The organism is Sporomusa intestinalis (genome assembly GCF_055383785.1).
Window position 1 is genome coordinate 5,395,933 of the sequence record NZ_AP042390.1, and the last position, 26,087, is coordinate 5,422,019.

24 protein-coding genes, 1 tRNA gene and 1 riboswitch are annotated in these 26,087 nt (G+C 48.1%); of the genes, 8 read left to right on the forward strand and 17 right to left on the reverse strand.

Annotated elements, in window-relative coordinates; translation table 11 throughout:
* Positions 1 to 39 precede the first annotated feature (39 nt).
* The 3 genes from ACZ481_RS25015 to ACZ481_RS25025 all read right to left on the reverse strand — a co-directional run bounded on the left by ACZ481_RS25015 (position 40) and on the right by ACZ481_RS25025 (position 3,227).
* Positions 40 to 1,146: an amidohydrolase gene (locus ACZ481_RS25015; RefSeq protein WP_464768054.1), complete on the reverse strand. Its 1,107-nt coding sequence runs from the start codon at positions 1,144 to 1,146 to the stop codon at positions 40 to 42.
* 70 nt (positions 1,147 to 1,216) lie between these two features.
* The gene (menC, locus tag ACZ481_RS25020; RefSeq protein WP_464768055.1) at positions 1,217 to 2,335 is read right to left on the reverse strand and encodes an o-succinylbenzoate synthase; all 1,119 of its coding nucleotides are present in this window, start codon (positions 2,333 to 2,335) and stop codon (positions 1,217 to 1,219) included.
* A gap of 10 nt (positions 2,336 to 2,345) precedes the next feature.
* Positions 2,346 to 3,227, reverse strand: coding sequence for a hypothetical protein (locus tag ACZ481_RS25025; RefSeq protein ID WP_464768056.1), 882 nt, complete (start codon positions 3,225 to 3,227; stop codon positions 2,346 to 2,348).
* A gap of 411 nt (positions 3,228 to 3,638) precedes the next feature.
* Here ACZ481_RS25025 and ACZ481_RS25030 point away from each other — a divergent pair, with 411 nt between their 5' ends.
* From ACZ481_RS25030 to atpE, 4 genes are all read left to right on the forward strand, one after another.
* Positions 3,639 to 5,492, forward strand: coding sequence for a sigma 54-interacting transcriptional regulator (locus ACZ481_RS25030; RefSeq protein WP_464768057.1), 1,854 nt, complete (start codon positions 3,639 to 3,641; stop codon positions 5,490 to 5,492).
* 13 nt (positions 5,493 to 5,505) lie between these two features.
* Positions 5,506 to 6,168 (forward strand): hypothetical protein, encoded by a 663-nt coding sequence (locus ACZ481_RS25035; RefSeq protein ID WP_464768058.1) that lies wholly within the window; start codon positions 5,506 to 5,508, stop codon positions 6,166 to 6,168.
* Positions 6,126 to 6,809 (forward strand): F0F1 ATP synthase subunit A, encoded by a 684-nt coding sequence (gene atpB, locus ACZ481_RS25040; RefSeq protein WP_464768059.1) that lies wholly within the window; start codon positions 6,126 to 6,128, stop codon positions 6,807 to 6,809. The genes ACZ481_RS25035 and atpB overlap by 43 nt, the downstream gene beginning before the upstream one ends.
* Positions 6,810 to 7,097: 288 nt before the next feature.
* A complete protein-coding gene (gene atpE / locus ACZ481_RS25045; RefSeq protein ID WP_464768060.1) occupies positions 7,098 to 7,349 on the forward strand; it encodes a F0F1 ATP synthase subunit C in 252 nt (83 codons plus the stop codon).
* 188 nt (positions 7,350 to 7,537) lie between these two features.
* On the opposite strand, the gene ACZ481_RS25050 is transcribed toward atpE, so the two are convergent.
* A tRNA-Sec gene (locus ACZ481_RS25050) sits at positions 7,538 to 7,634 on the reverse strand.
* A 361-nt stretch (positions 7,635 to 7,995) separates the two neighbouring features.
* On the opposite strand from ACZ481_RS25050, the gene ACZ481_RS25055 reads away from it, so the two are divergent.
* The 3 genes from ACZ481_RS25055 (at position 7,996) to ACZ481_RS25065 (ending at position 10,318) form a co-directional block, all read left to right on the forward strand.
* Entirely contained in the window at positions 7,996 to 9,390 is a 1,395-nt protein-coding gene (locus tag ACZ481_RS25055) for an ammonium transporter (protein ID WP_464768061.1), read from the forward strand.
* A gap of 26 nt (positions 9,391 to 9,416) precedes the next feature.
* Positions 9,417 to 9,788, forward strand: a complete 372-nt coding sequence (locus ACZ481_RS25060; RefSeq protein ID WP_464768062.1) for a P-II family nitrogen regulator — start codon at positions 9,417 to 9,419, stop codon at positions 9,786 to 9,788.
* Between the two features lie 158 nt (positions 9,789 to 9,946).
* Entirely contained in the window at positions 9,947 to 10,318 is a 372-nt protein-coding gene (locus ACZ481_RS25065; protein ID WP_464768063.1) for a P-II family nitrogen regulator, read from the forward strand.
* A 294-nt stretch (positions 10,319 to 10,612) separates the two neighbouring features.
* Here ACZ481_RS25065 and ACZ481_RS25070 read toward each other — a convergent pair whose 3' ends face one another.
* From ACZ481_RS25070 to ACZ481_RS25095, 6 genes are all read right to left on the reverse strand, one after another.
* Positions 10,613 to 11,554, reverse strand: coding sequence for an ABC transporter substrate-binding protein (locus ACZ481_RS25070; protein WP_464768064.1), 942 nt, complete (start codon positions 11,552 to 11,554; stop codon positions 10,613 to 10,615).
* 34 nt (positions 11,555 to 11,588) lie between these two features.
* On the reverse strand, positions 11,589 to 12,353 hold the full coding sequence (locus tag ACZ481_RS25075; protein ID WP_464768065.1) for an ABC transporter ATP-binding protein: 765 nt from the start codon (positions 12,351 to 12,353) through the stop codon (positions 11,589 to 11,591).
* 8 nt (positions 12,354 to 12,361) lie between these two features.
* Positions 12,362 to 13,420 (reverse strand): FecCD family ABC transporter permease, encoded by a 1,059-nt coding sequence (locus ACZ481_RS25080; protein WP_464768066.1) that lies wholly within the window; start codon positions 13,418 to 13,420, stop codon positions 12,362 to 12,364.
* Positions 13,417 to 14,139 (reverse strand): precorrin-2 C(20)-methyltransferase, encoded by a 723-nt coding sequence (gene cobI / locus ACZ481_RS25085; RefSeq protein WP_464768067.1) that lies wholly within the window; start codon positions 14,137 to 14,139, stop codon positions 13,417 to 13,419. Before cobI ends, ACZ481_RS25080 begins: the two co-directional genes overlap by 4 nt.
* Positions 14,140 to 14,246: 107 nt before the next feature.
* Positions 14,247 to 14,431: riboswitch (cobalamin riboswitch) on the reverse strand.
* A gap of 337 nt (positions 14,432 to 14,768) precedes the next feature.
* The gene (gene serS / locus ACZ481_RS25090; protein ID WP_464768068.1) at positions 14,769 to 16,037 is read right to left on the reverse strand and encodes a serine--tRNA ligase; all 1,269 of its coding nucleotides are present in this window, start codon (positions 16,035 to 16,037) and stop codon (positions 14,769 to 14,771) included.
* Positions 16,038 to 16,460: 423 nt separating this feature from the next.
* Positions 16,461 to 17,048 carry an HD-GYP domain-containing protein gene (locus tag ACZ481_RS25095; protein WP_464768069.1) on the reverse strand — a complete coding sequence of 196 codons (588 nt, stop codon included), beginning with the start codon at positions 17,046 to 17,048 and terminating at the stop codon, positions 16,461 to 16,463.
* 296 nt (positions 17,049 to 17,344) lie between these two features.
* Here ACZ481_RS25095 and ACZ481_RS25100 point away from each other — a divergent pair, with 296 nt between their 5' ends.
* Positions 17,345 to 18,016 carry a uracil-DNA glycosylase gene (locus tag ACZ481_RS25100; protein ID WP_464768070.1) on the forward strand — a complete coding sequence of 224 codons (672 nt, stop codon included), beginning with the start codon at positions 17,345 to 17,347 and terminating at the stop codon, positions 18,014 to 18,016.
* Positions 18,017 to 18,122: 106 nt separating this feature from the next.
* On the opposite strand, the gene ACZ481_RS25105 is transcribed toward ACZ481_RS25100, so the two are convergent.
* The 7 genes from ACZ481_RS25105 to ACZ481_RS25135 all read right to left on the reverse strand — a co-directional run bounded on the left by ACZ481_RS25105 (position 18,123) and on the right by ACZ481_RS25135 (position 25,980).
* Complete coding sequence (locus ACZ481_RS25105) at positions 18,123 to 18,995, reverse strand: NAD(P)/FAD-dependent oxidoreductase (RefSeq protein ID WP_464768071.1); 873 nt, start codon at positions 18,993 to 18,995, stop codon at positions 18,123 to 18,125.
* A gap of 18 nt (positions 18,996 to 19,013) precedes the next feature.
* Complete coding sequence (locus ACZ481_RS25110) at positions 19,014 to 20,021, reverse strand: aldo/keto reductase (RefSeq protein ID WP_464768072.1); 1,008 nt, start codon at positions 20,019 to 20,021, stop codon at positions 19,014 to 19,016.
* Positions 20,022 to 20,036: 15 nt separating this feature from the next.
* Positions 20,037 to 21,107 (reverse strand): tetratricopeptide repeat protein, encoded by a 1,071-nt coding sequence (locus ACZ481_RS25115; protein ID WP_464768073.1) that lies wholly within the window; start codon positions 21,105 to 21,107, stop codon positions 20,037 to 20,039.
* A gap of 195 nt (positions 21,108 to 21,302) precedes the next feature.
* A complete protein-coding gene (locus tag ACZ481_RS25120; RefSeq protein WP_464768074.1) occupies positions 21,303 to 21,953 on the reverse strand; it encodes a histidine phosphatase family protein in 651 nt (216 codons plus the stop codon).
* Between the two features lie 45 nt (positions 21,954 to 21,998).
* Entirely contained in the window at positions 21,999 to 23,096 is a 1,098-nt protein-coding gene (serC, locus tag ACZ481_RS25125) for a 3-phosphoserine/phosphohydroxythreonine transaminase (RefSeq protein ID WP_464768075.1), read from the reverse strand.
* A gap of 621 nt (positions 23,097 to 23,717) precedes the next feature.
* Complete coding sequence (locus ACZ481_RS25130) at positions 23,718 to 25,127, reverse strand: CCA tRNA nucleotidyltransferase (protein WP_464768076.1); 1,410 nt, start codon at positions 25,125 to 25,127, stop codon at positions 23,718 to 23,720.
* 13 nt (positions 25,128 to 25,140) lie between these two features.
* Positions 25,141 to 25,980, reverse strand: a complete 840-nt coding sequence (locus ACZ481_RS25135) for an ABC transporter ATP-binding protein (protein WP_464768077.1) — start codon at positions 25,978 to 25,980, stop codon at positions 25,141 to 25,143.
* Positions 25,981 to 26,087 lie beyond the last annotated feature (107 nt).

Below are 26,087 nucleotides of genomic sequence, written 5' to 3' on the forward strand. Positions count from 1 at the left end.
TATTTTTCACCTGTTCCTCTACCGGCAGCTATAGTGTGACTAAAGCAGCAGCTTATCGATTAGCTTTAGCAGAATACGTGTCCCGTAACCAAGCGCCTCGGTGTTAAAGTGCATCGCCGGATGGTGCAGGCCTGGCGTCAAGTCGCCGCCTAAGCCAATATAACAGGTTTTAAGTATTGGTTTTGCTTGTTTATAAAAGTGAAAATCTTCGCCCCCCGGGGTATGAATATTCGCAAGCAGTCCTGCGGGGCCTAAAATTTCCGTAATTGCCTCTCCAGCTGTATGAATAAGCGCAGTATCATATTCTGCAGCCGGCACTAAGCCCTTAAGCCTGGTTACCGCCGTTGCCCCTACCGAAGCCGACGCAGTAGCCACCGCGCCCCTGGACTTAGTGATTAATACCTCCATCACCCGGTTCTGTTGTGCCCGCAGATCCAGCGCCAGTTCTGCCCGGTCCGGAACAGCGTTAAGCGCGGGACCGCCGGCATGCAGCTTTGTTACTTTGACTGAGGCCGGCACTGCGGGATTAACATGGATCGCATTAACAGCATGCACCACTGCCGCCGCCGCATCGATGGCATTAATCCCCAGATGAGGCCTGGCGCCATGAGCAGCAACGCCGTTGATTTCAGCCTCAATGATAGCACTGGCCCCGTGGTACAGAGCCGGAGTCGCCTGGCCAAGCCGGGCTTCCTCGCTGGGCCGTAAGTGAATGCCAATAAGTATATCCACATCATCGGTAGCACCAGCCGCAATCATCCTTTGAGCGCCCTGCAAGGTTTCTTCGGCCGGCTGAAAAATTATCTTTAACGCGCCTTTCGTAAGGCCCCTGGCGGCAATGGCCTGCGCCATAGTCAGCACCATAGATGAATTAGCATCATGCCCGCAGGAATGAATCGCTGTTTCCCGCCCCTCTACGGCATGCGCCAGAGCATCCATGTCAGCCCTGACTGCCACTACCGGCCCGGCCTGCTGGCCGTTCAACCTGCCAATTACGCCAGTCCCGCCAATTTGATCGGCAACCTGATAGCCAGCCTGACGCAAACCTGACGCTAAAAATGCAGCTGTCCTCTGCTCCGCGAACCCCAGCTCCGGCATTTGGTGCAGCACCTCGTAATTCGCAATAACCTTAGACTTAATATCCACGCCAGCATCGCCTCCGTCAAATTGGTAGTCAGGTCTCAAATCATTGCCATAGCCTCGCCGGCAAAGTATGTTAGGGCCGGAATGTCTCACTATACAATGTATATTTATCAATACGCTCCCGGCGCACAGCATAGCCAATACCCGGTCGGTCAGGTATCTGAATCATACCATCCTGAACAACAACCGCTGGTTCGATCAGATCTTCTTCCCAATACCGGCTGGAAGCAGCCGTATCTCCAGGCAAAGTAAACCCGGGCAGAGTGGTAATGGCAATATTATGGGCCCGGCCAATCCCCGATTCAAGCATACCGCCGCACCAGACCGGTATACCCTTCTCCGCGCATAAGTCATGAATCGCTTTGGCCTCAGTAAGCCCCCCCACCCGGCCAACCTTGATATTAATGATCCGGCCGCTGCCCAGTGACAGCGCCTTACGGGCATCCGCTACGGAATGAATACTTTCATCAAGGCAAATAGGCGTTTGTAATTGTTTTTGCAGTACAGCATGGTCAATAAGATCATCATGGGCTAAAGGCTGCTCAATCATCATCAGATTATATTGGTCCAGAGCGGCCAAGCGGGCCGAATCGGCCAGTGTATAAGCCGAATTGGCATCAGCCATAAGCTGAATTGACGGAAACCGCCGCCTGACGGCAGCAACAGTATCAATGTCCCAGCCAGGTTTTATCTTAATTTTGATTCTTTTATAACCGTATGCCACATACTTTTCTATCTGCGCCAACAACTTATCAACTGTGCTTTCAATCCCCAGGCTTATGCCTACATCAATTACTGTCCGGACTCCTCCCAGTACCCGGTACAAGGGCATGTTTTCCGTTATGGCGTACAAGTCCCAGACAGCCCCTTCCAGAGCAGCCTTAGCCATATAATTTCGCCGGATGGGACGGAACAAATCGGCCACTTCCCTGGGGTGCCCGGGAGACTGACGCAGGAGGGAAGGAATAAGAAATTCCTTTAGCATTAGCCAAACTGTACCTACTGTTTCTTCATTATATAAAGGCGCTTTCATCGCTACGGCCTCGCCCCAGCCGGAACGTCCCTCGGCATCTTTGATTTCTACCAGTATAAAATCCTTATCCCACTCTGTCCCAAAACTTGTAGTAAAAGGCGCTTTCATTCGCATTCTCATCGCCCGTAAGGTCACAGCTGCTAATTGCAATTTCATCATCCTATTCTCTTTAATTTTTTCCCCAGGGCGGCTGGGGCAATCCCAGCTGCGCCTGGCGCACCAGAACATATTCATTAGCCGGAACGCCAGCTAACCGCTGGAAACCGGCCACGGCCCAGCCGGCATCAAACAAGGAAACAAAGGCCTGTCTGGTTACCATTCGCCAGGTTTTAGCCAAAGCTATATCCTGCACCTTAATCGCCTGTATGTCCGCTGGTATCGCCACAGTTACACGAACCGCTTGCTCAAGAAGATCATGCGCCAGATCAGCCTCACCTACCGGTTCAATCAGACACTCTCTATATAGCCGCCAGGGAATGACCTGACATTCTTTACCTGAAGGTAATAGTAATTCTTTCGGTTGCTCTAACCACCAGGCTACTTGGAAACGGTCTGATGGCATCCCCTGATTGAGGTTATCATCCATCTCCCCGTAACAATTGACAATATATGTCGAACAAACAGCTCCCAGTTTACAAATATTCAGATTGGCATTCACTGATTCCAGAGGGTCATACGTCCAGGTAACCAGGGAATAGCCTGCCGCTCTCGCTGCGTCAGCCTGAGCAATCTTCAATTTTTGCCCGATTCCGCAGTGGCGCCAGCCTTCCCGTATCCCAAGCATATGAGAACATAAATAAGGCTGCCGGTTAAGATATCCGGGAAAACTATACAAAAGCCCCACCAGCAGGCCGTCAGCAAAAGCACCTACCAGAATTCCACCATTTTTGGCTACTGTTATCACCTGGTGTAAAGGCAAAGTATGCGGCGTATGCCAAATCATATATTCTAATTCCTGCATTGCACAAAAATCCTGCAGCCGCTCAGGAGTAATCGCCCGCAATTCGATTGTATCGCCATCATTCACTCCGGTATTAGCGCTATCCATCAATTTTCTAAACCTCCTGTTTTATATAACATCTTCTAAGTCTTTCCATAAAATTCCTGCTTAGTGCTCACCCTTGTATTTTTTACAACAAATACACAAATGAAGCATATTCGTTCCGTACGTTAGGCGTAATAATTTCCCACAAAAAAGTTATGCTTCGGTTAATTAAAATGTGACGAGGAAATTTCAGACCTTAATAGGGGAAACAAATTTTTTTAAAATATTTTAAGAAAATTCTGTTTTGTGGCAGGATTTTAAATAATTGGGTGTAATTACTATTGTGCTAATATACTGAATTATCGGCAAACTTTTTTTCAATTGCATTTTCATGCTGAGGCAATCTTTTGATTCTCTTGACTGGTCGATTGGAGGTATCAAGATGCTAAAATTGTCATAGTTGCGCCTTTCTCAGATTTGCATCAGATTGCGCGGAAGGTGGTGGAGGAACAAGCAAACAAGTGGCCGGCAGATGTTATTGCTGTTTTGGGTGACTTGAAAGCTGGGGTGTGCGCCGCAAAACAGGCAGTCGCGGATGGGGCCGAGGTAATAATTAGCCGCAGCGGCACCGCTTTATTAATTGCGCAGGAAATTAACGTGCCAGTAATTGAGGTTAGGACAACTTCGCTAGACGTGCTCAAAGCTTTAGGTAAAGTGAAGCTCAAAAAAGGGGTAGTTGGGCTAGCGGGATTCCCCAATGTTATAAATCCCTGTGAAGATCTTATCAACTGCTTTGGGATGTCACTGCGGGTAATAACCCTGGACAACCACAGCGAGGCGAGAGAGAAAATCCTGAGCGCGGCTAATGAGGGCCTCCGTGTTATTGTTGGCGATTCGATTGCGGTACAGGTTGCAGACCAGGAGGGACTGCAAGGCATCCTCATTCAGTCCGGCGAAGACAATGTTTACCAGGCTATAAAAGAAGCTCAATTGATTGTGCAGGTGCGAAGCCAGGAGCAAGAAAGAGCGGAGCTATTAAAGACAATCATTGAAAGTTCGACTGATGGCATTATCTCTATCGATTCTACTACCCGTATTAATATATTTAATCCCATGGCCGAGGATATTTTCCAAATCCCGGCGGCTCAGGCCATCGGCCAACAGGTGACAGAGATTATCCCCAACACCCGGCTGCCGCAGGTTGTTGCCCTGGGCATGCCGGAAATTGGCGACATCCAATATGTCGACAGCAAGGTTATTGCCACCAAACGTATCCCTATTAGAATTGGCGGTAAAGTAGTGGGCGCAGTTGCTAATTTCCAGGATGTTACGCAATTGCAACGCTACGAGCAGGACATAAGGCAGAAACTGTACGCCAAAGGCCTGATTGCGAAAACTACCATTGATAATATTATTGGTATGTCGCCAGCAATTTTGTTAGCCAAACTAAGGGCCTGGCAATATGGGATAACCGATTCCACTATGCTAATAACCGGAGAATCAGGTAGTGGTAAAGAAATGTTTGCCCAGAGTGTTCACAATCTGAGCAAATGTAAGGATGGGCCTTTCGTTGCTGTGAATTGTGCTGCGTTGCCTGAAAATTTGCTGGAAAGCGAGTTGTTCGGCTATGAGGAGGGGGCCTTTACCGGAGCACGCAAAGGCGGCAAACCTGGATTACTTGAACTTGCGCACCATGGAACGCTGTTTCTTGATGAAATCAGTGAAATGAATTTGGTATTACAGTCCAGGCTGCTGAGAGTTTTACAGGAGAAGGAGGTAATGCGGCTGGGGGGCGATAGGATGATCCCTATTGATGTACGGTATATTGCGGCAACCAATCAGAATTTGAATGAACTGGTCATGAGAAAACAGTTCCGCCAGGATCTCTATTACCGTCTGGACATTCTACGCTTACAGGTTCCGCCACTTAGGGAAAGACCCACCGATATACCGCTTTTGGCAGAATACTTTATCGATAAATTTAACCAGCAGCACCGGCGCTGTGTTAGGATTACCGATAGCGTAATAAAAATTTTAAAGCGATACCACTGGCCCGGCAATGTGCGGGAATTCGCCAACATGCTGGAACGGGCAGTACTACTCGCCACCGGAGATCTTATTGAAGAAAGCTGCATCCGCGAATCGTTATTAAATAGCACCAGTGTAACAGTAGCTGAATCAGAAGTACTGGCTACTGATAGCCTGCCAAATGTGGAACAGCAAATGATTAACAGAATTTTGGCAGAAGAAGGGTATAATTATACCAGAGCAGCCCAGCGCTTAGGAATTAACCGCACTACTTTGTGGCGTAAACTCCAAAAACTGGATTAAAGAGCCTGTCGCATTGCAAAATGCAACAGGCTCTTTGCTGCATTCTGCAGCAATTATGAGGAGCCATGCCCGAGTTTACTGGGTTTTCCGGTTGGAACAGAACTTGCAATACTTTATAGGAAAATATTATTATTGGGCGTTAAGGAATCAAGTGACTCACTACCAAGGGGGAATATTTACAAAAATTCAATTAAAAGGTGGGAAGGCAATAGCCGGCAAGATGAAAAACCATCAATTTAGCGTTAAGGATATATTGCTGCACATTGGACTCGTTGGCCTGCTGCTTTGCGGCACAGCGTATATTTATGGCGGCTTTGTTCCGGTTGCAGGACTAATTATGGGACTGCTTACAGGTGTTGTATACTTCTTTCACTTATATTATCAAATTGAACGACTGATCATTCTGCCGAAAGAAAAAGCACCCTCCTACATACGCTGGGGCTGGATGGCACGGTTTGGGTTATTAATTGTTGTACTTGTTTTCTTGGGATATCGCTTAAATATTGGCTACTCTGCTTTTATAACAGGCTTTTTCACAATGCCCGCTATCCTATTTTTAAATGCCATAGGCTTAATTGGGCAACAAATAGCAGAGTCTCGTAAAAATCATAAAAAAGCAGGGGGTAGCAAACCATGGGGCATGGTGGGACGGAAATCGGGGGACATAAGCTGGTAAGTTTTGCAGGAACGGTGTTTCATTTGGATACTTTGTATATGACTTGGCTTACTATGGCAATTATTATTGTTGGCACAATGATAGCATGTAGAGGGCGGACAGTGGTGCCACGCGGCTGGCGAAACTTTGTGGAATTAATTATTGAAGAGTTACTGACCCAGATTGAGGCTACAATGGGGTCAAAGGGCAAAAAATTCGCTCCGTTCATCATGACCTTATTCTTATTTTTACTTGTTTCTAACTGGCTAGGCTTGGTGCCTGGATTCACATCACCCACAAATGATATAAACACAACGTTTGGCTTAGCGTTAGCAGTTCTCATTCTGGTACACGCTTTAGGTATAAAAAACCAGGGCTTGCTGTCTTATTTAAAACACTTCTTCCAACCGCATGTGCTGTTTTTCCCTATTAATGTTGTGGAAGAATTGGCCAAACCGGTTACATTATCATTTCGTCTTTTCGGCAACATCCTGGCTGGCGAAATATTAATAATTATTCTGGGTATTTTAGTTCCTTACGTAGTACCGACCTTGTGGTTAGCTTTCAGTGTGTTTGTTGGTATTATTCAGGCATTAATTTTTACTATGCTCTCAATGTCTTATCTGGCTAGTGCACTACAAGACCCTCACCATCATGACTAGTACCTCATCTTTCTTAAAATCGAGGGAATAGTTTGCGCAAATTTTTTCGCAATGCAAGGCGGAGGACGCTAACTGATTCAGTAAGATCTGCTTTCATAAGGCCGGTAGGTGATGGGTCTCTTATTACTTGCGCGGGCCGCGCATATCGGACATATGCAAGGCGACGACAACGAAGCAGTGCGGGAAAAGATGCGCAAAATATCCTTGGTTTTAAAGGAGATGAGGTACTAGTACCTTGGCCATTAGAAATTTATCAAAAATATGCGGATATGAAAGGAGGGAAGAACCTTGGAACAGGCTATCATCATTTCTGCCTCAGTCATTGCCGCTGCAATAGTGGTTGGCTTGGCAGCATTCGGTGCCGCAACCGGTGACGGACAGGTAACCGCAAAAGCTGTTGAGAGCATTGCTCGCCAGCCTGAAGCGAAAAACTCTATTCTTGTTTCCATGTTAATATCGGTAGGCTTAATTGAATCAATTCCAATTATCGCTGCGGTTATTGCGATTGTTCTTATTTTTACAAACCCATTTGTGAAGTGAGCAGAAAGGGTTCTGTTTTTATCAGCAAAGGTGTCCACTGGCCTCAATCCTAGGAAACTGGGGTGGAGGTCAGCTTTTTTAATCGCCCTGTAATGGGACTTCCTGCCTCACAAACCCTATACAACACAAAAAACCCGCCAATTTCACGGGTAAAATATCAGCTGCAGCAAGAACTTCGCAAGCCTCTGTGGCGGGAGCGTGTAGGAATCGAACCCACCTTGGACGGGTTAGCGCCCAACGAACAGTTTTGAAGACTGCAGGAGCCACCAGGCCCCGTCCACCCCCATCTAGCTAACGTATATAATATATCACGGACTGTGCAATTATTCAAGGTAGAGAGACTCTTACGGCAATAGGGGGCTTTTTTCTACTAGCAGCAAACATTTCTTGTGGTTTTCAGAAATTCTGCTTGACACAGGTATATCCAATTTGGTATAGTGACTACAATAAGAAATTAACTTAGGCAATGGAGCCTTCGCGACTATAGCGAAGGCTCTTTCTGTCTAATTACCTGGTTTTCCGGACAATGGCGTCCTAAAGGTCTCTGAACCTATAGGGCGCTTTCTGTTTGGCCATGGGGGGGGGATGCATTTTCCAGATAACGGCTGTTACCTCAGAAAATCTAATTAAAAGGAAGGGATTACCTATGAAAAAATTGTGTACCATTTTTTCTACGTGTCTACTGTTAATGTTCATCCTGGTACCAGTAGTTTTTGCCGCCGACGCGCCCGCTGAGTCGGCAATTGATACCGGCGACACTGCTTTTGTTCTCATATGCGCTGCTCTTGTTATGCTTATGACTCCTGGTTTAGCACTATTTTATGGTGGTATGGTCAGAACAAAAAATGCACTTAGCACTATCATGCAAAGCTTCTTTATACTCGGCCTTATAACTGTGCAATGGGTTCTTTTTGGTTATTCGCTGGCCTTTGGCCCTGACATTAACCATTTCATCGGCTCGTTAGACTGGGTCGGTCTTAGCGGGGTTGGCCTGGACCCGAATCCTGATTATTCTGAAACAATTCCCCATCAGGCGTTCATGATTTTTCAGGGAATGTTTGCCGTTCTTACTGTAGCTCTTATTACCGGCGCGTTTGCTGAACGTATGCGGTTTCCTGCTTTTGTTGTATTTGCTTTGGCCTGGGCAACATTTGTATATGACCCGGTCGCTCACTGGGTATGGGGCGGCGGCTGGATCGGCGAATTAGGGGTCCTTGACTTCGCTGGTGGTACTGTCGTTCATATTATTTCCGGGGTTTCCGGTTTGGTCATTGCTTTGATGATTGGTAAACGCAAAGGCTATGGTACTGACGTTATATTGCCCCATCATCTGCCAATGACCGTTCTTGGTGCCGCCCTGCTCTGGTTTGGCTGGTTTGGCTTCAATGCCGGCAGCGCCCTCTCCGCCAACGGCCTTGCGGCCGGTGCTTTTGCAGTAACCCAAATTGCGGCTGCTGCCGCCACCGTCTCCTGGGTGCTTACTGAATGGGTACAGCATGGCAAACCTACCATCCTTGGTGCGGTTTCCGGTTGTATTGCCGGTCTTGTTGCCATAACCCCGGCTGCCGGTTTTGTCAGCCCTATACCCGCATTAATTATCGGTCTTGGCGCAGGTATTATTTGCTTCCTGGCAGTAGCTGTGGTGAAAGCGAAACTGGGCTATGACGATGCTCTCGATGTCTTCGGCATACATGGTATTGGCGGTACCTGGGGGGCAATCGCAACTGGTTTATTTGCCTCTACCGCAGTTAATCCGGGCGGCGCTGACGGGCTGTTCTACGGCAACGCCGGCCAGCTCACAACCCAGCTTATCGGTGTTGTTGCCAGCTGGGTTGTGGCTGCAGTGATGACCTTCATCATCCTGAAAGTTATTGGCCTCTTCATGCAAATCCGTGCTACCGCCGACCAGGAAATTCAGGGCCTTGATATCACTGATCATGGCGAACGCGGTTATGCCTATCAGGACTTTATGACTGGTTCACCTATCGGGTTTAGCTCAGCCAGCCAGGATACGGCTGCTAAAAAAACAACTTCAGTGTAGCCTTAGTTGATAAAGGAGGAAACGGCATGAAACCAATAACCAAAATTGAGATTATTACCCGCCCGGAAAAATTGGAAGAGCTTAAGACAGCTATGAATAAAATTGCGGTTACCGGCATGACAGTTACTCAGGTATATGGCTGCGGCCTGACCAAAGGACATACGGAAGTCTATCGCGGTAAAGAATATAGTATTAATCTCGTGCCTAAGGTTAAGGTCGAAATTGTTGTTTGTGAAGTACCGGTGGAAAAAGTGCTGGAGGCTGCCAAGCAGGCTTGTCAAACCGGTAAAATCGGCGATGGCAAAATTTTTGTTTACCCAATCGCCAATGCGGTCCGTATCCGTACCGGTGAAGAAGGCGACATCGCCATTGTCGACCCGGCTGATATGCCAAAATAAGTTAGCGGTCTATTAAAAATCTCAGGAATACAGCTCGCGCTGTATCCCTGAGATTTTTATTGCTTTATGCTATGTCCGCCTGACAGGAAATAGTTGCCAAAGCCTGCGGAATGACTTACACTATATTTAATAAGATTACCGGGTTAGGAGGAAGCTGAATGCGACCAATAACAAAAATTGAAATTATAACCCGTCCGGAAAAGCTGGAAGAACTAAAAACAGCCATGAACAATATCGGCGTTACCGGTATGACAGTTACTCAGGTATATGGCTGCGGCCTGACCAAAGGACATACGGAAGTCTATCGCGGCCAGGAATACAATATTAATTTGGTCCCCAAGGTTAAGGTTGAAATTGTTGTCTGCGAAGTACCGGTGGAGCAGGTGCTGGAAGCTGCGAAAACAGCATGCCGCACAGGTAAAATCGGCGACGGCAAAATTTTTGTTTATCCTATTGCCAATGCGATCCGCATCCGGACCGGTGAAGAAGGCGATATCGCCATCATTGATCCTGCAGATACAGCTAAATAAGCTACGAATGAAACTGCCTCAGAGCTTTTGCTCTGAGGCAGTTTCATTCGTAACACTTCTTTTCTGCTGTACACTCGCTGCACTTTCCGTCACAATAAGCCCGCAGTAACTTATGGCAGCGGGGGCAGCGTATGTCCTCCTGCCCACACACGGTTTTACATTGCCGGCAAATTTGCTGCTGTGTTTGTTGCATTGCCTACCCCTCTTTCAGGTAACTTCGAATAAAAGTGCGATCACTGGTCTGTACAAATCTGGTAAACCGGCTGGATAATATTTTTTAGTAATGAATTATACTCAGAACACCTCCGGATAAATCAATGTTGCCAGTTGTTCAACCCCCTCAGCCAAACGGAAGGTCGGGCTTGAGACCAGTTTCTCTTCTATAATATAGACCTGACCCTGCCGCACTGCCTTGATTTTGTCAAAACCCGGGCGCTGCTTGATTGCGTCAACAGTAATCCCGGGATTCATTGGACCCCGCTGCGCCAGAAAGATGTCGATTGCATCGGCCTTCATCAGCAGGCGCTCACTGCCATAAGCAGCAATGCTGCCGGCAGTTTTTATTGCCTCCGCATCGGCAGCTACATTGATGGCGCCAGCCAGATTAAGGACGATCCCGGGCGTGCTTGCCGGCGTAATTGTCCGGTACTCAGTAGCGGTTGACTCAAAGTAGACCTGCTTTTTAACAGGCGCCTTAGCTGTACGGTCTGCAATCTCTGCAAGTTTGTTATGAAAAGCAGCCAGACGGTCAGCAGCCTGCTGCTCCCGGCCTGTCAATACAGCCAGTTTATGAATATAGCTGTCAAAATCCTCGAATTTCTCAGGATACAGACAAACAATGGTAATATTCGCCTGCTCTAAGGTTTTAATAAAATCCGGATAACTTTGTTTGATAAACGGTCTGATAATAACGAGGTCAGGCTGTGCAGCCAGGACTTTCTCCGGATCGGCGCGATAGTCAAATACCGGCTTATTTTGAGCAGCGGGATCAGACTCGGCCGTACTGACACCAATAATCTCCGGCCCCAGACCAAGGGCCAGCAGGTTTTCCGTATGGGCTGAATACAAAGAAATAATACGCTTTGCCGGCTGTTTAAGAACGATCTTTTGGTTTAAATCGTCAACAATACTTATGCTGCCTTCATCCGGTGCAGCCGGCTGTTTAGGGGAGCCACAGCCAAGTAAGGACAACAGCAGGATAACAATGCCAATAACACGTAAAAATTTAGTTTTCATTGCTTTTTTCACCCCTTCAGCAAAGTTCGTCCCCTTACAGGTCGGAAAGTACGGCCAGACCGGTCTCGCCTGCACGTACTACCTTAATATTAAATACATCCCGGATAAGTGCAGGGGTAAGTACGGCTGACGCCGGCCCCTGCTCAACCAGCCGGCCAGCCTTAAGAACAACAGCGTCTGAACAAAAGACGCTGGCAAGATTAAGATCATGGATAATGGCCACCACTGTTAATCCCTGCTCTGCACACAGCTCCTTGAGCAGGTTGAGACAGGTAATGCTGTAAAAAATATCCATATTGGAAAAAGACTCGTCTAAAAACAGAATTTCCGGCTGTTGCGCCAGGGCTTTGGCAAATAATACCCGTTGGCGTTCGCCGCCACTCAGCTCTGTAATAAGCCGTCCCGCAAAATCAAGCGTATTAGTAATCCGCATGACATTCTCAATAATCCTTAAATCTCCGTCATTCAGCCCTTGAAGCCTGGCCTTAAACGGAGTACGGCCCATGCCGACAATATCCAGACAGGTATAGGGGAATCTAATCTCCATATTTTGCGGTACAATCGCAATATAGCGGGCCAATTCCTCAATCCGATAGGCAGTGATATCCCGGTCTTTAATTGTTATATTGCCGGCAACGGCCTTCATCTGACCTGTCATAACATTGAGCAACGTCGTTTTACCCGAGCCATTAGGGCCTACGATACCGGTAAAACTACCTTGGCAGATACTCAGGCTGATATCACGCAGCACCGGTTTATCAGCATAATTAAATTGTATGTTTTCTACTTTAATCATCATAAACGCCCCTACCCAAGCGTCTTGTTGCGCAGCCTGAATATATATACAAAAAATGGCCCGCCTAACAGTGTTGTCAAGACACCGACAGGGATTTCAATATTGCCGACTGACCGGCCAAACGTATCAGCTGTCAGGAGCAGCAAACCACCAGTCAGGCCGCATAGCGGAATTAAGGCCTTATTATCGGAACCAGTGACCATTCTGACCATATGGGGCACAATCAGGCCGACAAAACCAATAATACCGCCAATAGCGACACATACCGCCGTAATAAGCGCGCCGGCCCCCAACAGGATTGTCCGCAAACGCGACGCATTAACCCCAAGGCTGCGGGCCTCACGGTCACCCAGTGACAAAATATTGAGATCGCCGGCATGATAATAGCACAAAAAACAAGCGGCCAGAATCAATGGCCAGGCATACACCACATGGTCCCAGCTTTTAGCCGCTAAGCTGCCAATCAGCCAGGCAACGATAGCAGATACCTGTTCACCGGCCAGACTTTTTACCATACTGATTGCTGCCGACAGGATGCTGCTGACAATAATCCCGGCAATAATCAGGTTTGCCGACGATACATACCCCTTTACCCGCGCCATTGACATAACAATCAACAGGGTAAGAACGGCGCCGCCAAAAGCAAACAGTGTTACCGGCAGGCCTCCCTGGGCAAATATATTGAGATAGATCGCAACACTGGCGCCAAAAGCAGCGCCTGTTGATACCCCCATGGTATAGGAATCAGCCAGTGGATTCATCAACAACGCCTGAAAAACCACACCTGCCACAGCCAGGCCGCCGCCAACGGCAATAGCGGCCAGAATCCGCGGCAGGCGTATATCCCAGATGATTGCCGTCTGGGCAGCGTTAATGGAACTATAGGCTTCCTGGCTGCCAGTCAGCTTGCCATAGATAACGGCAGCCGCATCAGCCATGCTGATATCCGCCCGGCCGAACCCAACCGCCGCTAAAGCAAACAACACGGTTGCCGCCAGGAGGACCAAGCCGGCAATACGGGCCTTAGCCTGTTTGCGCCGCAGGAGGGCCGCTAACGAACTGCTGTTCATGCCAATGCGTGTTTACTCACTTTAGAGCGTTTAGTAAGAATGGTCGACAAATAGTTAACTTTCTTGCTGCCAGCCGTTATCAGATCATGAATTATTTCTTCACCCTCCAAACCACATTTGGAGACCATAACAGCGTTTTCAACCATACCGTGTTTATGCAGTTTTTCGACAATTTCAGTATAATTTTTGTATACTTTCATAAGCACAACATTATCAGATACCGCCAGTACCTGCTCCAGACGCTTTTCATCAATCGTGGCAGGTACGATACTGAGTATATCGCCGCCTTCAGCCAGCGGCACCCCTAAGCGGTTGCCAATCGCCGAAAACGAATTAACGCCGGGAATATTAACAATTTCATGGCCTGAATCTTCCAGCAGCCGATACACATACATATAAGTGCTATAAAGCATAGGGTCGCCCAGGGTCAGGAACGCAACTTTCTTGCCAGCATCCAGTAAGCCAAGGATTATGCTTTTATTGCTCACCCAGGCCTCAGACAGGGCTTGGGCGTTATAGTTCATGGGAAATACGAGCTCCAAAACCTCACTGCCTTCCTGAATATACGGACGGGCAATCGACATTGCCGTACTTTCGTCTTTTTTCTCCGTCCGGGGAGCAATGACTACATCTGCCGACTTAATGGCATTAATAGCTTTCAAAGTTAGTAATTCAGGATCGCCCGGTCCTACACCGACGCCGTAAAAAATTCCTGCCATAATCTAAACAACTCCTTAAAAAATAAAATCTCTGTCACGCGCACGGGCGTGGCAGAGATTATTTGCCGTATTGACGCAAATCCCCTCCCCATCGCGCGTGGGTGAAAACGGTGATTGTCAAACAGGCAGTTCTTCTGACTTAGGCTCATCGCCGGACTACGCCTTCCCAAAATAGGTTACTATTTCAGTGGCTCATTTGCAGTTGGCTCACCATTACAGCGGCGGGACCGTGCCGGATTCGCACCGGCTTCCCTTTTAAGCCCGATCGGGCGCCTGTTCCATATAGAATTACTTAAATTGTATGATTAACAGTACGAAAAGTCAAGATAATTTATGTCTACGCTATGTAACCGCAGATAGTTACTAATTTATAAAGTAACGGTACCAGGTATTCAACCGTCAGGATCGCAACATTATTTTTGCAATAACTTCATTTACTTTGTTTTATTTGTTATAATTAACAAATAAAACAAAATATGTAAAAGAGAGAAAAAAATGATAAAATATCTTGTGCTCTTATTGCTGTTTGCAATACTTATGTACTTTTTAAGCCCTTATCTCGTCCCGGTTAATAATGTCTGAATAGCAAACCCCGGCACTTCAAGCAGCAAAAGTGCCGGGGCCCGGTCTTACCTGATTATATCTACCCCCATATAGGGACGCAAAACCTCCGGCACAATAACTGAACCGTCTTCCTGCTGGTAGTTTTCCAAAACAGCGGCAACCGCCCGGCCAATTGCCACCCCTGATCCGTTCAGGGTATGGACAAACTCTGGTTTGGCCTTGGGTTCTCGGCGGAATTTTATCTCTGCCCGCCGGGCCTGGAAATCTTCAAAGTTGGAACAGGATGAAATCTCGCGATAGGTGTTGAAGCTAGGCAGCCACACCTCGAGATCGTAGGTCTTGGCCGATGAGAATCCCATGTCGCCTGAACACAATAACATGGTTCTGTGCGGCAAGCCTAACAGCTGCAATACTTTTTCCGCATTAAGAGTCAGCTGTTCCAGTTCATTGTAAGATTCTTCCGGCAGACTGAATTTAACCAGCTCTACTTTGTTAAACTGGTGCTGACGAATAAGCCCCCGGGTGTCCCGGCCGGCAGCACCGGCCTCGGCCCGGAAACATGCGCTGTAGGCTGTATAATAAAGCGGCAGCTCCTTGGCATCCAGAATTTCCTGGCGATGCAGGTTGGTGATCGGCACTTCTGCCGTGGGAATAAGATAATAGTCAAGGCCTTCCAGCTTAAACATATCCTGGGCAAACTTAGGCAGCTGGCCTGTGCCAATCATGCTGGCTTCATTAACTATAAAGGGTGGAAAGAACTCGGTATAGCCATGTTTTTGGGTATGAAGGTCGAGCATAAAGTTAATTAATGAACGTTCCAGCCGGGAACCCAGCCCTTTATAAAAAGTAAACCTGGCACCAGTTACTTTGCCGCCCCGCTCAAAGTCAAGAATACCCAATTTTTCACCAAGCTCCCAATGGGCAAGCGGTGTAAAAGTAAAATCACGCGGTGTACCAAAGCGGCGAATTTCTTTATTATCCTGTTCATTTTTACCTATAGGCACCGATACATGAGGCACATTGGGAATGCCCATGATAATAGCGGCCAATGCTGACTCCGCTTCTTTGACCTTGGCATCAATGGCGCTAATGCAATCGCCCACCTCACGCATCTCTAGAATCATATCATCGGCATTTTCCCCATTTTTTTTCTTTTTGCTGATGGCCTGAGACACAATATTCCGCTTGTTTTTAAGTGTTTCCACTTCGGCCAATAATTCCCGCCGTTCTTTTTCCCGGTTAATAAACACATTCAGGCTCATGGCTGCGCCCCGGTTAGCCAGCGCCTGTTCAATTACCCCGGAGTTATCCCGTACGAATTTGATATCTAACATGGTTATCTTCCTCCTTAACATAAGATAAGACTTGGCTTGTGCCAAGTTCTTTAGGACGATGGCAGAAGCCTTAGTCGTTCTTATGTCCACAAAATTTATTTATAAATTCTGGTAGACTAAAAAACTCCCGTCCCTGTGATAGGGACGGGAGTATAATTCTCCCGCGTTGCCACCCTGATTGACTCCCGGAGTCCGCTCGGCACGCATAACGGGCGTGTTCCGTACGGCTCATCACCGCATGCTCATAGGGTGGATGTCATAATTACGTTACCGGCTCGCACCTTACGCCGGCTCTCTGCAAACTCCAAATTATGCGCTGCCCTGTCATTGCAACAAACGATATTGAGATACTATTTATTATGCATTATAAAATTATACATTATTCAATACCAATTGTAAAGTACTGGCAGTTTAGATGCGAAGTTAAGCATGAGCAGCCACCAAATTATTATTATACTTTTGACGCTCATTAATAAACTCAATAAAACACCGGCTTATAACCGGATCAAATTGCGAACCGGCACACCGGCTGATCTCCTCCAGTGCTTTCGCTATACTAAATGGCTCCCGCCGGTAACAACGCACAGTTGTCATTGCGTCGAAACTGTCGCAGATGGCCAGTACGCGGCTAAAAAAAGGGATAGAATCCCCCGCCAGGCCTGTACCATAGCCTTTACCATCATATCGTTCATGATGATGGCGGACAATTGTTGCGATCCTATCCAGTCCCTCAACCTCGGACAAAATATCAGCCCCAACGTCAGGATGCTGCCTGATAACTGCAAATTCAGCGTCTGTCAGGTCTCCTGATTTATTTAAAATATGATCAGGAACACTGACTTTTCCCACATCATGAACAATACCGACAACATAAGCAAGGGTCACATCTTCAACAGGCAATTCGGCATATTCAGCGAAACCAGCCATTAAACAAGCCACATTTTTGCTATGCTCGGCTGTATATTTGTCCCTTTCGCCAATCACATGACAAAACGCTTCAATTATGCTCATGGGCTTAATTCCTTTCTGCGATGTGGTCCATTCTTCCCAGCGCCTGCAGGAGACACCATAAGGTGTTATAGGTAATATTATGTAACTATGTCTATTCTAATTGGCAGCGTAAAGAGCGTCAAGCTGTTTTATTACACTGTATTAAATTATATTGCCGGCAAAATAATTATATCCTACTATCGGGCACAATAAATATTCGTATATACAGATGTCAGTTGGGGTTAAGGGAACTTTATTTTCCTTCGTACCAAAGGAATTTTATTTTGCAAAGCGAAATAGAATACTGAGGTGATATCATGACCCATGACACGCACGAGCAGCTTGAGCAGTCGCTGTTGGCTTGCAGCGCCTGCCACCTGCGTCAGGATGCAATCGGCCCCACCTCCTATAATGGTACTCCTTGCAGTCCATTAGCCATTGTCGGGGAAGGGCCAGGCGGGGTTGAGGACGAATATGGCGTCCCTCTGGTAGGGCCTTCCGGCCAGCTTCTGGATAAAGCGCTTACCAGTGTCGGCGTTACCCGTGATAAAATTTATACGACCAACATTATTAAATGCCGCCCGCGAAATAACCGGACACCAACGGTAGAGGAAGGGCTGTTCTGCGCCCTTACCTGGCTGGACAAGGAGTTGGCGCTGGTTCAACCCAAGATTATCATTGCTCTGGGCAGTGTGGCGTTAAAATATTTGCTGTCGCCTAATGCCCGTATTACTAAAGATCGCGGCCGGTGGTTTACTACCAAATATGGCATTCCTGCAATTGCCACTTATCATCCTGCTTATCTGCTCCGTCTGACCGGTAAGGATTTGGTCAGAGGCAAGTGGGAAGTATATTATGACCTGAAAGCCGCTGTGGAGAAATGTGCAGAGTTAGCTCCCGGTTATTTATTGAAATCACCCGCACCGCCTGATTTGCTGGCGCTGTACAGCCGCAGACGCGAAGAACGGCAACTGCACAGGCGCCCGTAATTTTACTCTCTGTTTACAAAAAATAAAACGAGACTGAGCCACGCTTGCTAGTGACCGGACTGGGTTATCCCCAATCATTACCAGCGGGCCAAACAGTCTCGTTCTTTTATTTACCTTGTTTATCGATATAGGTAATTGCGCTTAGCACTGCTACCAGGCCTTCACCGGTTGCTTTGGCAATCTGCCAGGGTTTACCGGTACAGTCACCGGCAGCAAATACCCCGGGGATATTTGTCGACAGATCCCGGTTTACTTTAATCACTTCCCCATCAAGTTCCAGGCCTGGCAGCAGATTTTCAACCGGATCGGACTGGCGCATGATAAAAACACCATGTACTTTTAGTTCTTCTTTATCAGTAATCAGCTTTTCTACCTGACCATCGCCGCTGATAGCCTTTGGCTTGGCTGACAATACGGTTACCGGGGAACGCATATGGCCAAAATCCCCCTTATACTGGGGCAAAAAGTATACATTACGGCAAATTTCTCCCAAAAAAGCTGTTTCATTCTCACCCTCCTGGGTATAAGAGATAACGGCTACGTCCCGTCCCTCAAACATTCGTCCGTCACAGGTGGCACAGTAGCTTACCCCCCGACCAAGCAGGTCGCGCTCCCCCTCAAACAGCAGCGTACTAACCACACCGGTAGCAAAAATAACAGCCTTGGCCTCATAGGTGGTTTTAGGTGTGAGTAAAGTAAACAAACCCTCACCCGGAAATACATTAATCACCTTTTCCTTAATCAACACCGGACCATGAGCCAGCGCATGTCCGGAAAAATGTTGCATAAGCCCTTTGCCGGTTATTGCCGGCACTCCCAGGTAGTTATCCACTAAATGGGCTTTCTGCAGCTTTTGGCTAAAATCGAGGTGTTCAAATAAGGCAATCTTTTTATTACGGATGCGTCCTGTCAGAGCGGCGGACAGTCCGGCCGGGCCGCCGCCAATAACAGCAATGTCAATTTTGGTTTCTTCAGCCATAGTTTCCTCCTTGTATCTCTACCCGAGGTCCTGGGCCACCTGTTTCATGCGGCTGCGAATCGGCAAATTATACGGACAACGGCTTTCACACTCACCGCATTCAATGCAGGCAGAGGCTTTGGCCTCAAGGCCTTTATACCGCATAGGGATTACATTTTTCATATTATATCTTGTATATTGATGATGAAAAATAAACGTAGACGGGATGTCAATTCCTGCCACACAGGGCATACAATAGCCACAGCGGCGACAGAAAACAGGCCCTAATGCCGCCGCTTCGGCCGCCAATATAGCCGTTTCTTCCGCATTTAACGGCTTAAAATTTTTGGTTGGCGCCAAATTTTGCTCCAGATGTTCTATTTGGTCCATACCGGGAATTGCCACCAGTCCGTCATGTTGAAGAACAAACCGCAACGCCAGTTCAACCTCTGAGATCATGCCGCCGCCTAATGGTTTCATAACTATAATGCCCACATCCATGGCTTGCGCCAGCGGTATCAGTTCCGGCAAAGCCCCCTGCTCAACACAGTTGAAAGGCACCTGAACTGTGCTGAATTCACCAGTCTTAACGGCTCTTACCAGCATGTCCATATTATGCCCGGTTATACCGATATGGCCAATTTTGCCGGCTGCCTGCGCCTCCTTTATAGCTTCCAGTGCACCACCGGGAGCCATGGCCGTATTCCAGTCCGCTTCTGATTTGACATTATGAAGCTGATACAAGTCAATATATTCGGTCTTCATAGTAGCAAGGCTGATCTCGATATCAGTGGCCATGGCGGCTTTCGTCCTGGCCATACTTTTCGTCGCCAAATAATATTCATGGCGGCGATTTGCTATACATACCCCAATCTTTTCTTCACTGTCGGTATAAGCCCTGGCAGTATCCAAAAAGTTAATGCCAGCATTCAAGGCTGTATTCAGCACCTGATTTGCCTCGGCCATGGTACACCGCTGTACAGGTAACGCCCCGAAACTAATGGGAGTAACCATTAGCCCGGTACGTCCTAAACGCCGTTTATCCATAAACACCTTTACCTCCTATTGGATCTGATTTCCGCCCGTATCGGCCCCCAGTGCCTGCAAACGCTCCCGGGCGTGAGCAGCTTCCGGTGCCGCCGGATTAGCAAGTTTCAAGAAATTCTGGTAAGCAACAATTGCCTCATTATCCTGTTTTTGTATTTCACAGCAAAGGGCTTTGTTATGATAAGCCAGGGCATTATTGGGATTCAGTTCGGCTGACCTGGTAAAATCAGCGATCGCTTGGTCATACGACTGCTGAGCCGCATAGGCTATTCCCCGGAAAAAATAGGGTCTGGCATCGGTAGGGTCAAGTTCAATGGTCCGGGTAAAATCGGCAATTGCCTCAATCAATTTTCCCTGGCCCAAATATACCGAGGCGCGTATGGCGATAGCCTGAATATTTTCCGGTTCCAGTTCAATCACTTTATTATAATCAGCCAGGGCTTCGTCATATAAGCTCAGCTCATAATAAGCCTGCCCCCGCTTTAGCAGGGCCTCGGTTTCTTCAGGAAACTTTTCCACGACCTTACTATAATCGGCAATAGCTACGGAAAACAAATTGCGGGCAACATAGGCATCGCCCCGGTGTAAATAGGAGCCCAGGTCTTCCGGTTCGAGTTCAATCGCTTTATTAAAATCATCAATCGCATGTTCGGTCATGCCGTTATTAAGATATAATACACCACGGTTAGCATAATTAACCCAGTCCTGAGGATTGTAAAGCATTGCTTTTGAATAATCCAAAACGGCATTTTTAATGTCATCAAGCATTGCATAAGCGCTCCCGCGGTAAGAGTAATAGGAAGCCTCATCGGCATTAAGTTCGATTGCTTTGGTATAATCAGCAAGCGCCTGTTCAAAGTCGCTGGTAACAGCGGCTACAACACCACGCCAGAAATAAGCTTCACTATTAGACGGATTGCTGGCAAGTTCTTGCGTACACTCCGCAAGCATCGCTGCCGTTTGGCCCTGTTGGTAAAGTTCTTGCATCCGCCCGCTAAAATTATTGTCCTCGGCACCACCGCAGCTTGTGCAACCGCAGTCGCAAGCAGCACAAGCTTCAACATTGCAACCTGTTTCTTTATCCATGGTAACAGCTCCTTTTGATGCACAAAATCGAATCACTATTAATTACTATATAATGTTCGCGTTCAAATTGTTAACACCTGCTATTATTGCAAAAATTCAATGTCAGTTGCCTGACATGACTAACCACCGATTATAGGGCAAGAAAATCGGTCTCCTAAGCTGCGGTTATTGGCACCTAGAAGACCGATACTATTATTATAAACCTTTTTGTTCAATTCCACTATATAAAAAGCCCAGATGCGTCGTTGAATTCAGGAGCACCAGCCGCCACTTTCCCGCCTGATATTCAAACACATTAATACAGGTATTATCCTGTTTGATCTGCCAGAAATGGGATAAATCAATGTCCATTATGTCACACAATACAGCCTTGTTGACCGCATCATGAGCCACCACGAGCACGGTTTGCCCCTCATGCCAAGCGGCAAAATCCCGAAACGCGGCCATGGACCGGTCACGAACAGCCGTAATATTCTCCCCGCCCTCTCCGGGCATGGTAACACCTACTACAGTACTCTTCCATAGGGCCAGCAGTTCGGGATATGTTTTGCCGACATCGTCACTTAGGAGTCCTTCCCATTCACCATGGTTAATCTCCAGCAGCCTGCTGTCGGTCTTGACGGCTAAGCCATGGGCAGCAACGCACATCATGGCTGTATCCACAGCCCGGGACAGGGGGCTTGCATAACAAATATCGATGGGAATATCCTTAAGGGCCTGAGCTGCCAGCTGGCCCTGCTCCCGCCCGAATGCGGTGAGCGGTGTATCAATCTGGCCCTGATAGCGCCCTTCTTTATTCCAGGTTGTTTCGCCATGCCGGACTAATATAAATCGGGTAACTGCCATGTTTTCCTCCTTAAACTCTGCTTTTAGCTCATTTGCAGCTGCCTGCTATGCATATTCTTTGTAGAAAGCCAGCATAAATTCACGTAATGCCTGGCACGCTTCGTAAGGAACGGCATTATAGGCAGAGGCCCGGCAGCCGCCCACAGAACGATGCCCGGCTAAGCCAACAAAGCCATGCCCCTTGGCTGCCTCAAGAAACTTCTTTTCCAAAGCTTCATTGGCCAAACGGAATGTAATATTCATTAATGAGCGCGCAGCCGGCTGTGCATGACCAAGATAAAAGCCATTGCTCTCATCGATGGCATCATAAATGAGTGCCGCCTTCCGCTGATTCTGTTGATAAAGGGCAGCTGCCCCGCCCTGCTCCTTAATCCATTCCAGCATCAGTTTTATCATATAAATACTAAAAGTGGGCGGCGTATTATACAATGAGTTATTTTTGGCATAGATTCCGTACCGAAGCATTGTCGGTATATTTTCATTGGCTTTTGCCAATAAGCCACGGCGGATAATAACCACCGTCACACCGGAAGGTCCCAGGTTCTTCTGGGCCCCGGCATAAATAAGGGAAAACTTGCTGACGTCAAACGGTTTGGACAGAATATCACTTGACATGTCGGCTATGAGCGGTACGGCTCCGGTATCAGGGAATTCCTGCCAGGCTGTACCAAAAATGGTATTGTTGGAAGTAATATGCAAATAGGCTGTTTCGGCAGCATATTGTATCTCTTCCAGGGCCGGTATCTTACAGTAATTTCCTGCTTTGGCGGAAGCAGCAACAAATACCGCCCCCAGCCGTTCCGCTTCTGCATATGCTTTTTCAGACCAGACACCGGTCAGGACATAACCGGCTTTTGCTCCTGCTGTCAAAAAATTAAGCGGCACCATAGCAAATTGGAGACTGGCACCGCCTTGCAGAAATAACACCTCATAGTCTGCCGGAATGGCCAGAAGCTCTTTTAACAACTCAATGGCCCGATTATGGACGGCCTCATACTCTGGGCTGCGGTGGCTCAGTTCCATAACCGACATACCGGTATCGTTGAAATTAAGCAGTTCTGCCTGGGCTTTTTGCAGGGCTGTAAGCGGCAAGGCTGCCGGCCCGGCATTAAAATTATATACCCGTTTACAGTTCTTTTCCATAAATCCACCTCATAAAAATCTCGCCCCTTATACAATGAAGCAAGACAAATATTTCTCAGGCCTAGTGTCTTGACCACATTATCTTTTTCGTTTGATGACGGCCAAAATGACCAATGGCGGCGTCAGCCCCTCCTAGCAGACCCCTTCCAGTATGCGTCGTCGGTGCTTCCTTGCCCTTTGCCATTTTGTCTCGCCCTAAAACTAAAATATAACATGGTCAAGACACTAAGACAGTTTTGCCTAAAAATAAAAAATCCCTCATCCCCATACAGGGACGAGAGCTATTTCCCGCGTTGCCACCCAAATTGCCTTTCGGCCAACTTTTGCCGCTATACCGGGCGCACCCGTCAGATTCATCATCAGCCACTTCCAGGCGGAATCAACAGTTACTCACGCCAACTCACACCAGCCGCCGGCTCTCTGAAGATTGTAACCAATTAACTTCCTGTTCATCATGTTAAGCAATTTAACTTGTTTTCGATTATACATGATACGCCATCCACAGTCAAGTGTATTCAGGTCAAAAACTCTGAAAAATCACAGCTGTTTCTATTCTGTGCAGCCCCTGCAAAACCCGGACCTGAATAAGGGCAGCTTAGCCGCCGCTAGGCCACGATAAGGCTACATTCTTTTTATTATCCGTCTGGCACGGGCATCAAGGGCAGCAACAAGCGCATTACGGGTATTACTTAGCTGTCCGGCCTGAATCCGTTCTAACAAATTCTGCTGAAAGCAGCCTACACCAGGACCAGCGCCAATGGCGGCCGCAATTTCCTGACCACGCAGCTTTAGCTGGGACGGAAAAAACGGCACCTCCTGCACAAGCTGGCCGGCAAATTCTTGCAGGCCTTTCAGCCCCGCCATATCCGGCTGGGTATGGCCTGCCAGCCGGTCAGCCTGATGCAAGCTGAATAACTGGGCCAAGGCAGCAGTAAACTGACTGCTGCTTTTAAAATCAGCGGCTAGACGTTTAAGCCATTTCAACACAGCTTTACGCTCTGCTACCGGCAAAACCAGATGCCGGCGGACAAGCCACACTACTCTATCGGCTATCCGGCGCTCGACCCTCAACCTGGATAAAATCGACAGCGCTGCCAGCGAACCGGCCTGGTCGTGTCCAGGATCAGACGGCTGCCCGGCCCGGTTCAAAGTACGCACTCCCGGCCAGCCTTTAGCAACATCATGCAAGAGCGCACTCCAGCGCAGGGTTAGCTCCGGCGGTGTCAGGGCCACAGTTTCCAGCGTATGACGCCAGGCATCATACACATGATATTTCGGGTTTTGCGGCAAACCGCGCAAATGTTCCAGTTCCGGCAGAACAGGCACACTAGAGATCTGCCCCTGTTCTTTGGCCTGGCAGGTAGTTCCCAGCAGGCCGGTTGTTTGCAGCACTTCCAACCCTTGGCCGGGAAATTCAGCTAACAGTGTTTTTTCTATTTCACACCGCACGCGCTCCACAGATAACCCATTCACCCGACCCAAATTTATTGAAATGGCAGCCATTGTTGCCGTTTCGACGGCAAAACCCAAACGCGCGGCAAAACGGGCAGCCCGGAACATCCGCAAACCGTCCTCGGCAAACCGGGTATGCGGATTGCCAACTGTCCGGATCAGCCGGTCCGTAAGATCCTGCCGTCCCCTGAATAAATCAATAACCCTACCGTCAGCACTCATCGCCATTGCGTTAATTGTAAAGTCCCGCCTGGCCAGATCCTCAGCCAGACCTACCCCGAAAGCAACACTTTCCGGCCGGTGGCTGTCAGTGCCATAACGTTCGCAGCGAAAGGTCGCTATCTCATAGCTCCGCTCACCAATGACTACCATGACTACCCCAAAAGCCGCGCCCACGGTGACAGTCCGCCAGCCTTGACTCATGGCAACAGCCACAATCTCCGCCGGCATCGCATTGGTAGCCAAATCAATGTCGGCAGGTTCGACCCCGCGCAATATATCCCTCACTGCACCGCCTACTATATATACAGCATGACCGGCGGCGGCAAGGGCCTGCATAATTTTCCCTGCTGCTTCCATCGTCTCTACTCCCTTACGCGCTGACACGCCTGCCAGTCAACTCAACAAATACATCTTCCAGATTAGTATGACGCAGCGTTGCGTTTGTCGCCAAAGTGCCGGCAAAGGTTGCCGCTTCAGCCCGGCCGGTAAAGAAGCGATACTGCGTCCCCTCACTATCAGTCCACTCCACTACATAGTTGCCTAACCGTTCACACAGCGCTTTCGGGCTGTTGAGCGCAATTAACCGCCCCTTTTCCATAATAGCGACACGCTGACAGAGATTTTCAGCCTCTTCAATATAGTGCGTGGTCAAAAGCACAGTCAAGCCATCGGCATTCATACGGCGGATAAGATCCCACAGTCGCCTTCTTACCTGAGGGTCCAGCCCTACAGTCGGTTCGTCCAGAAATAAAACCTGGGGGCTATGCAGCAAGGCCCGGGCGATCATCAGCCGCCGTTTCATACCGCCGGAAAAAGTATTTACCATATCATTGCCGCGCGCTGTAAGCTCGACATAGTCAAGCAACTCCTTGATTCGCTGTTCCCTTACAGAACGGGGCATATGGTGCAGCCGCCCATGCAAGTCAAGGTTTTCCTTAGCCGTCAGGTCAATGTCAAGGTTTAAGTGCTGAGGCACAACACCAATCACAGATTTAACGGCCAGTTCATCCTGCGGCAGCTGCCAGCCATTAATCGTTATATGCCCCGCTGTCGGCCGGGTGAGCATAGTCAGAGTCCGGATTGTCGTAGTTTTGCCTGCCCCGTTAGGCCCCAACAAACCAAAAGTTTCTCCCTGCTTAATCTCCAGGCTTAGATTATTCACGGCTATGCGTTCACCGAATTTTTTTATCAACCCATTAATATAAATCATAAATAACCTCGCAAAATCGTAATGCTGCTATTTTCAACAGCACGGGCAGCAACTCCTGCCGGGAATGCGATTTCTCCCAGGACCAAAGTCCTATATAGTCAAAATCC

What these genes read in the sequence shown, in the direction of transcription:
- ACZ481_RS25080 (WP_464768066.1), bottom strand. Translation starts at nt 13,420, where the DNA reads ATGAACAGCAGTTCGTTAGCGGCCCTCCTGCGGCGCAAACAGGCTAAG.
- cobI (WP_464768067.1), bottom strand. Translation starts at nt 14,139, where the DNA reads ATGGCAGGAATTTTTTACGGCGTCGGTGTAGGACCGGGCGATCCTGAA.
- ACZ481_RS25115 (WP_464768073.1), bottom strand. Translation starts at nt 21,107, where the DNA reads ATGGATAAAGAAACAGGTTGCAATGTTGAAGCTTGTGCTGCTTGCGAC.
- serS (WP_464768068.1), bottom strand. Translation starts at nt 16,037, where the DNA reads ATGTTAGATATCAAATTCGTACGGGATAACTCCGGGGTAATTGAACAG.
- ACZ481_RS25065 (WP_464768063.1), top strand. Translation starts at nt 9,947, where the DNA reads ATGCGACCAATAACAAAAATTGAAATTATAACCCGTCCGGAAAAGCTG.
- serC (WP_464768075.1), bottom strand. Translation starts at nt 23,096, where the DNA reads ATGGAAAAGAACTGTAAACGGGTATATAATTTTAATGCCGGGCCGGCA.
- ACZ481_RS25070 (WP_464768064.1), bottom strand. Translation starts at nt 11,554, where the DNA reads ATGAAAACTAAATTTTTACGTGTTATTGGCATTGTTATCCTGCTGTTG.
- atpB (WP_464768059.1), top strand. Translation starts at nt 6,126, where the DNA reads ATGGGGCATGGTGGGACGGAAATCGGGGGACATAAGCTGGTAAGTTTT.
- ACZ481_RS25100 (WP_464768070.1), top strand. Translation starts at nt 17,345, where the DNA reads ATGACCCATGACACGCACGAGCAGCTTGAGCAGTCGCTGTTGGCTTGC.
- ACZ481_RS25075 (WP_464768065.1), bottom strand. Translation starts at nt 12,353, where the DNA reads ATGATGATTAAAGTAGAAAACATACAATTTAATTATGCTGATAAACCG.
- menC (WP_464768055.1), bottom strand. Translation starts at nt 2,335, where the DNA reads ATGATGAAATTGCAATTAGCAGCTGTGACCTTACGGGCGATGAGAATG.
- ACZ481_RS25110 (WP_464768072.1), bottom strand. Translation starts at nt 20,021, where the DNA reads ATGGATAAACGGCGTTTAGGACGTACCGGGCTAATGGTTACTCCCATT.
- ACZ481_RS25130 (WP_464768076.1), bottom strand. Translation starts at nt 25,127, where the DNA reads ATGGAAGCAGCAGGGAAAATTATGCAGGCCCTTGCCGCCGCCGGTCAT.
- ACZ481_RS25120 (WP_464768074.1), bottom strand. Translation starts at nt 21,953, where the DNA reads ATGGCAGTTACCCGATTTATATTAGTCCGGCATGGCGAAACAACCTGG.
- ACZ481_RS25105 (WP_464768071.1), bottom strand. Translation starts at nt 18,995, where the DNA reads ATGGCTGAAGAAACCAAAATTGACATTGCTGTTATTGGCGGCGGCCCG.
- ACZ481_RS25060 (WP_464768062.1), top strand. Translation starts at nt 9,417, where the DNA reads ATGAAACCAATAACCAAAATTGAGATTATTACCCGCCCGGAAAAATTG.
- ACZ481_RS25095 (WP_464768069.1), bottom strand. Translation starts at nt 17,048, where the DNA reads ATGAGCATAATTGAAGCGTTTTGTCATGTGATTGGCGAAAGGGACAAA.
- ACZ481_RS25135 (WP_464768077.1), bottom strand. Translation starts at nt 25,980, where the DNA reads ATGATTTATATTAATGGGTTGATAAAAAAATTCGGTGAACGCATAGCC.
- ACZ481_RS25055 (WP_464768061.1), top strand. Translation starts at nt 7,996, where the DNA reads ATGAAAAAATTGTGTACCATTTTTTCTACGTGTCTACTGTTAATGTTC.